Origin of the sequence: Vibrio sp. Vb1337 (assembly GCF_033338715.1) — a bacterium.
GTDB lineage: Bacteria > Pseudomonadota > Gammaproteobacteria > Enterobacterales > Vibrionaceae > Vibrio > Vibrio alginolyticus.
The window spans coordinates 122807-130289 of the sequence record NZ_JAWOTD010000013.1 but is presented as its reverse complement, the minus strand read 5'-3'; the positions used below and the strand labels follow the sequence as shown (position 1 = coordinate 130289).

Genomic DNA, 7483 nt, shown 5'->3' with positions numbered 1-7483 from the left:
TCAATGAATACTGAACATTACATAAAGTAATGTTTGAATTGACTGTGCTGAATCCGAAGATTCAATGGTCACTTCGTATCATTGAAACCTAATTTGAAGCCTAAGCTTCTAATTGGATTATCATCAACGAGTGCCCACACAGATTGATAGGTCTATATTTTTAAAGAGCACACTTCGAAGTTCTCTTCAAAGTGGACGGCTATTTTAGCTAGATAACTTATCGTGTCAAACACTTTTTTAAGTTATTTATCTGCGAGTTAATTTTAACTCACTAACCGTAGTTGTTTAGGTTCCGCTTCACTTGCTTTCCCGTGACAACGGAGGCGCATTATAGGGAGTTCATTAAAGAACACAAGTGCATTTTTTAAAAAAACTCACCTTTTTAGTTTATTCGTATAGAAAACAGACAAAAGACTCTAAAAAACTATAGAAAAGGGGCCAAACGGCCCCTTTAGTGTGATTTTTATCTCAATTTTACTGTATCCATACACTTATTGATGAGCACAAATTTGGTCATTAGTAACAATTAGCTGCACTGTCTTGTCTGGAACGATTTCACCAGAAAGAATTGATTTGGCTAACGGGTTCTCGACATTCTGCTGAATTGCACGTTTTAAAGGACGCGCACCATACACAGGATCGAAACCAACTTGAGCGATCAAATCGAGCGCTTTGTCGGAAACTTCTAGTTGATAGCCTTTTTCCTCTAGTCGTTTCGCCAAACGTTCCAATTGAATAGAAGCAATGGACTTAATGTGCTCTTGACCAAGTGGATGGAACACCACGATTTCATCAACACGGTTCAAGAACTCTGGGCGGAAGTGTTTGCTAACCACATCCATCACTTCACTCTTGATACCTTGATAGTCTAATGTTGCGAAATTCTCTTGGATACGAGATGAACCCAAGTTAGATGTCATGATTACAACCGTATTACGGAAGTCAACAGTACGACCTTGACCATCCGTTAAACGCCCATCATCGAGAACTTGCAGCAGAATGTTAAATACATCCGGATGCGCTTTCTCTACTTCGTCTAACAAAATTACCGAATACGGCTTGCGACGAACCGCTTCAGTTAAGTAACCACCCTCTTCATATCCGACATAGCCTGGAGGAGCACCAACCAACCTTGCCACTGAGTGTTTCTCCATGAACTCAGACATATCGATACGGACCATCGCATCTTCACTGTCGAACATAAAGCTAGCAAGTGTCTTACAAAGCTCTGTTTTACCCACACCAGTTGGACCTAAGAATAAGAAGGAGCCAATTGGTCGGTTTGGATCAGAAAGCCCAGCTCGACTACGACGAATGGCATTCGATACAACAGAGACCGCTTCGCTTTGCCCTACCACACGATTATGCAGCACGTCTTCCATACGAAGTAGTTTCTCTTTTTCCGCTTCTAGCATCTTGGATACCGGAATGCCGGTTTGCTTAGAAAGTACTTCTGCAATCTCGTTGTCGGTTACTTTATTACGCAATAGCGTCATTTCCTGCATTTCAGCTTGGGTTGCAAGATCTAACTGCTTCTCAAGTTCAGGAATACGACCATATTGAAGCTCCGACATACGGTTTAGATCGCCAGCACGGCGAGCAAACTCCATGTCCATACGAGCTTGTTCAAGCTCAGACTTAATATGTTGAGTGCCAGAAAGAGCTGCTTTTTCTGTATTCCAAACCTCTTCTAGCTCAGCATACTCTCGCTCTTTTTCATTGAGTTCTTCATTAAGCGCTTTCAAACGCTTTTCACTCGCTTCATCGTGCTCGTTACTTAGTGCTTGTTGCTCAATTTTGAGTTGGATAATTTTACGCTCAAGCTTATCCAAGGACTCTGGCTTAGAGTCAATTTGTAAACGAATGCTTGAAGCCGCTTCGTCGATTAAGTCGATCGCTTTATCCGGCAACTGACGGTCGGAGACATAGCGATGTGACAAGCTCGCCGCAGCAACAATCGCTGGGTCAGTAATTTCGACGTGATGATGAAGCTCATAACGCTCCTTCAAGCCACGTAAAATCGCCACGGTATCCTCAACGGTCGGCTCATCCACCAGCACTTTTTGGAAACGACGTTCTAATGCTGCATCTTTTTCGATGTACTGACGATATTCATCCAATGTTGTTGCGCCAACACAGTGCAGCTCACCACGAGCTAATGCCGGTTTTAGCATGTTGCCCGCATCCATTGAGCCTTCACCTTTACCAGCGCCGACCATAGTGTGTAATTCATCAATGAAGAGGATGACGTTGCCTTCTTCTTTAGCAAGTTCATTCAATACTGATTTTAAACGCTCTTCAAATTCACCACGGTATTTAGCACCAGCAACCAGTGCGCCCATATCCAGTGATAGCACACGGCGACCACGCAGACCTTCAGGTACTTCATTGTTAACTATGCGCTGCGCTAAGCCTTCAACAATTGCTGTCTTACCTACGCCTGGTTCACCGATAATCACAGGGTTGTTTTTAGTACGACGCTGCAATACTTGGATAGTACGACGGATTTCATCATCACGACCGATAACAGGATCTAATTTACCTTGCTCTGCACGCTCGGTAAGGTCTATGGTGAACTTTTCCAATGCTTGACGAAGCTCTTCTGCATTCGGATCATTGACCTTTTGACCACCTCTGATCTTTTCGATTGCCTGGCTGACTTTTTGCTCTGTTAAGCCGATCTCTTTGAGCAATTGCCCCAATGGTCCGCGATCTTCTAAAGCGGCAAGCAGGAAGACTTCAGACGAGATATAGGAGTCTTGACGCTTTTGCGCCACTTTGTCACACTGGTTAAACAATGTGCCCATCGAGCTAGAGAGCTGAACATCCCCACCGATGCCACTGACTTTTGGTAATCGATCTAACATTTCACTCAATTTAGAGCGTAAATGCGTTACGTCCACATCCAGCATAGTAAGCAATGGACGAATTGGACTGCCATTTTGATCAAGCAAAGCCACCATGAGGTGAACTGGCTCGATATATTGATGATCGCGCCCTAATGCTAGTGATTGAGCATCAGAGATAGCGATTTGAAACTTACTTGTGAATCGATCAAGACGCATATCTACCTTCCTAACCTCAACTAAAGGAAATTCTTTTGACAGTTAGAAAGATGGATACTCGGGTGGGGAATTTCAAGGGAGTGAATGAATAAAGATAGCTTTGCAAAAATAGTAGTATGCATCTTAGCACTTTGGTGCTTATAGCTAGTCTTCGATCCAAATAAAGGTTGCTTGTCGACCAGTCTTACCATCACGGCGATAAGAGTAAAAAGAGGCTTTATCTTGGTAAGTACAAAGTCCAGAATCAAACACTTGTGTCACACCAGCTCGGTTTAAACGTTGCGTTGCCAGCACCGACATGTCAGCAAACCATTTACCGTCGATATCGCGTGGAGCAAATGCTTGATTCGCCTGTGAATCAAAATCAACAAAAGCTTGCAGAACATCTTCACCCACTTCGAAGGCTTGAGGGCCAATGGCGGGGCCAAGCCACGCTATCACTTCACCAGAAAACAACGCTAACGCATTTTCGACAATGCCATTTGCTAAGCCGCGCCAACCTGCGTGAACAGCGGCTACTTGCGTACCTTGTGTATTAGTCAATAATACAGGTAAACAGTCGGCGGTCATCGCTGAACAAACAACATGGCTTGAAGAAGTAAATACACCATCCGCATCAAGCACCTGTGTTGTTGGTTCATTTGCTTGAGCCACAACGGTTGAATGCGTTTGGTTTAACCAGATTGGCGCATTTGGCATGCTTGCCTGTTGCGCCAACCAAGCTCGGTTCTTCTCTACTAAAGACAAATCATCCCCAACGTGAGTACCTAAATTTAGCCCTTGGTAAGGGCCTGTCGAAAATCCGCCTATGCGTGTTGAGGCGAAAGCTTTGACATTTTTAGGCGCTGGCCAATTCGGAATGATCGTCTTCATATTAGAATTCTTCCGGTAAGCCGTGCTCTTCTGTATCTTGACGAAGCGCTTCAGTCATCACAACCATGTCATCAGGCACTGGAGCATGAAACTCAAGAACTTCGCCCGTAATTGGGTGCTCAAAGCGCAGCATTACTGCGTGCAATGCTTGGCGATCGAAGCCCCGGATCATTGCCGTTAGCTCTTCAGACGCACCTGTCGGGATGCGAGCACGTCCACCATATGCAATATCACCGAGCAGCGGATGCTGAAGGTAAGACATGTGCACACGAATCTGGTGCGTACGACCCGTTTCTAGACGCAAACGAATACGCGTGTGTTCGCGGAAGCGTTCAGCAACACGGTAGTGCGTTACTGCTGGTTTGCCCATTGGTGCCACCGCCATAAGCGTGCGCTTAGTAGAGTGACGACCAATAGGTTGATCCACTTTACCGCCCGCAGTCATACGACCAATAGCGATCGCTTCGTACTCACGAGTAATATTACGTTTTTGCAGTGCGCGAACCAGACGAGTTTGTGCAGGAACGGTTTTCGCCACCACCATCAAACCCGTTGTGTCTTTATCCAAACGGTGCACGATACCTGCACGAGGTACTTCTGCAATATCAGGGTAATGATGCAACAACGCATTAAGCACAGTGCCATCAGGCGTACCAGCGCCCGGATGAACCACAAAGTCACGAGGTTTGTTGATAACGATAATATCTTCATCTTCATAGACGATATCTAGCGGGATATCTTGCGCTTCCCAGCGTTCTTCATCTTCTAACTCGGCTTGCAATGTAATTTCCTCGCCACCCATTACTTTGGTACGAGGCTTAGTGACAACTTCACCATCAACTTGAACTTTCCCATCAAGCAGCCACTCTTTTAGGCGCGAGCGAGAGAAGTCCGCGAATAATTCGGCGATAGCTTGGTCTAAACGTTGACCTAACTGGCTATCTTTTACGGTATTTGTTAATACAATCTGCTGAGCCATATCGAACTTTTTTAAAAACTGTGAGACTAATGCTCACGACTGTGAAAAAATAGACTATTACGTCATTGTATCTGTTACTGGAAAGAAAGTAACGGCAGCTTAAGAAATATTTAGATTCAAGGAACAGACTCCTGATATGAAACGTCAGACTTTAACAGGCCTTTTAGCGGTATCCCTTCTGTTTGGATGTGCAAGCAAAGAAGAAATCGTTCCTGATGTGCCGCCTTCGGAACTGTATGCAGACGCACAGATTTCTCTTCAAAGTGGTAATTGGCTTTCTGCAATTGAGAAACTGGAAGCATTAGACTCACGTTACCCATTCGGTGCCTACTCAGAACAGGTGCAGCTTGACCTAATCTATGCGTACTACAAAAACGACGACCTTGCTTTGGGCTTGGCAACCATTTCTCGCTTTATGCGTTTAAACCCAACCCATGAAAAGATGGATTGGGTGCTGTACATGCGAGGTCTAAGCCACATGGCGCAAGATCGTAACTTTATGCATGATTTATTCAGCGTAGATCGAAGCGATCGCGATCCTGAACCGGTAAAAAAAGCGTTTGATGACTTCAAAAAACTGCTTCAACGCTACCCGAATAGCCCATATGCAGAAGATTCACAAAAACGTATGGTCGCGCTGAAAAACCGTCTAGCGAACTATGATTTAGCGACTGCTGACTTCTACCTTCGCCGTGAAGCTTGGGTCGCTGCTATTAATCGTAGCCAAGAGCTACAAAAAGCGTATCCAGACACAGAAGCTGCACGTAAGTCACTGACTATCCAGTTAGAGGCCTACAAGCAACTTGGTTTGGAAGACGCCGTAGCAAGAACTGAAAAGCTTATCGAGCTCAACCCTGTGAAGTAATTGAACTTGCTTTAAACTGAACCGCCACCGTTTTTACCGTGGCGGTTTTTTATTACTCTCAATAGTGTATTCAGCCCTTTCTTGATGATCTTCCTAGCTCCACATATGCTTAAAGTTCTCCTCCCCCCTTTATAAAAAGGATGTGAACGTGACGATATCTAAGCTTTGCGCAGTTATGCTGCTCCTATTGTCTGCTTCCGTTTGCGCACTGCAAATCTCGCCGCTCAAACAGCCTCCTTATACCGGAGACCTCGATGTCATCAAGGAGAAGAATGTACTGCGCGTCTTAGTTTCTGCTGATTTAGGCTTTTACTACATTGAGGGCGGCACACCAAAAGGCATAGGCGCAGAATTGCTGGCGCATTTCGAAAAAGACCTTCGTAAACTCAAACCAAAGCTTAACGTACAAATTATTCCTGTTGCCCGCGACCAGCTACTGCCAGCCTTAGAAAACGGTTCAGGTGACTTAGTTGTCGCCAACCTGACTATTACCGACACGCGCAAACAGAAAGTGGAGTTCAGTTCACCCATCCTCACTGGTATTCAAGAGTGGGTAGTGACAAACAAAAGCACACCAACGATGACGAAAATCGAACAATTGAGCGGCAAAGAGATTTGGGTGCGCGCCAGTTCTAGCTACTTTGAAAGCATTCAGACACTAAATAAGAAACTAAACAAAAAAGGCTTACCGCCTGTTATCGTGCACTTTATTGAAGAAACACTTCAAGATTATGAGCTGGTCGGAATGCTCAACAATGGTTACGTCAAAGCCATTGTTCTCGATAGCCATAAAGCCAAGCTTTGGCTGAAAGTGATGGATGATATTCGGGTTCACAAAAAAATCCCTATCCGCAAAAATGGCAAAATTGCTTGGGCAATGCGAGAAAATAGTCCCAAATTAAAAGCCGTCGTGAATAAGTTCATCCAGAAGTCTCGCTCTGGGACACTACTCGGTAACGTTATTTACGGTAAATACATCGATAATACGGGATGGTTGAACAGAGCTCTTAACCCTAAGAAAATTGCTCAACTAGAAAAACTCGCGGCGCTATTTTCACGCTATGGTGAGAAATACGATATCGACTATTTACTGATCGCTGCAATCGCTTACAAGGAATCAGGATTTAATAACGACCTAGTTGGAAGTCGAGGTGCCGTTGGCATAATGCAAGTCCTACCTAGCACCGCTCAAGATCCGAATATCAATATCAAAAATGTTCGACAATTAGAAAACAACATTCATGCTGGAGTGAAATACTTAGCTTTTTTGCGTAAGCAGTACTTCAGTGACCCTGATATTACTGCACAAAATAAACTCTACTTTACATTGGCGGCTTACAATGCGGGCCCCGGCAATGTAGAGCGTATTCGTAAGCGTGCAGCCCAACAAGGTTACGATCCTAATGTTTGGTTTAATAACGTTGAAGTCGTTATGCGGAAAAGTTTAAGCTCAACGGTTGGGTACGTCACAAGCATTAATCGCTACTACATAATATACAAACAACTAGAAAGCTTGGACCAAGTCAAAAGTCTAGAAAGGGTTTCACTAGCCCCAAAAGACCCCATTTTCATGATACCGCTACGAAAAGTCAGCCAAATGCCAGACAGTAAAAAGCCGCTTGTACAGTAAGCGGCTTTTTAAATGGATTCATTGGAAAGACTCAGTGATCGTCATCACACCTTACGTGTAGTTAAATTTTA

5 protein-coding genes are annotated in these 7483 nt (G+C 44.4%); 2 read left to right on the top strand and 3 right to left on the bottom strand.

The features are described 5' to 3' along the window. Positions 1–491: 491 nt before the first annotated feature. The 3 genes from clpB to rluD all read right to left on the bottom strand — a co-directional run bounded on the left by clpB (position 492) and on the right by rluD (position 4917). Complete coding sequence (gene clpB, locus R7E42_RS15895) at positions 492–3065, bottom strand: ATP-dependent chaperone ClpB (protein ID WP_318072813.1); 2574 nt, start codon at positions 3063–3065, stop codon at positions 492–494. 144 nt (positions 3066–3209) lie between these two features. Continuing rightward, complete coding sequence (gene pgeF / locus R7E42_RS15890; protein ID WP_005381874.1) at positions 3210–3938, bottom strand: peptidoglycan editing factor PgeF; 729 nt, start codon at positions 3936–3938, stop codon at positions 3210–3212. 1 nt (position 3939) lies between these two features. Then, positions 3940–4917: a 23S rRNA pseudouridine(1911/1915/1917) synthase RluD gene (rluD, locus tag R7E42_RS15885; protein ID WP_005381875.1), complete on the bottom strand. Its 978-nt coding sequence runs from the start codon at positions 4915–4917 to the stop codon at positions 3940–3942. Between the two features lie 136 nt (positions 4918–5053). Between rluD and bamD the strand changes: the two genes are divergently transcribed. After that, positions 5054–5782, top strand: coding sequence for an outer membrane protein assembly factor BamD (bamD, locus tag R7E42_RS15880; RefSeq protein WP_005381876.1), 729 nt, complete (start codon positions 5054–5056; stop codon positions 5780–5782). A 148-nt stretch (positions 5783–5930) separates the two neighbouring features. Then, a complete protein-coding gene (locus R7E42_RS15875; RefSeq protein WP_309474001.1) occupies positions 5931–7412 on the top strand; it encodes a lytic transglycosylase F in 1482 nt (493 codons plus the stop codon). The last annotated feature ends 71 nt before the right edge of the window (positions 7413–7483 follow it).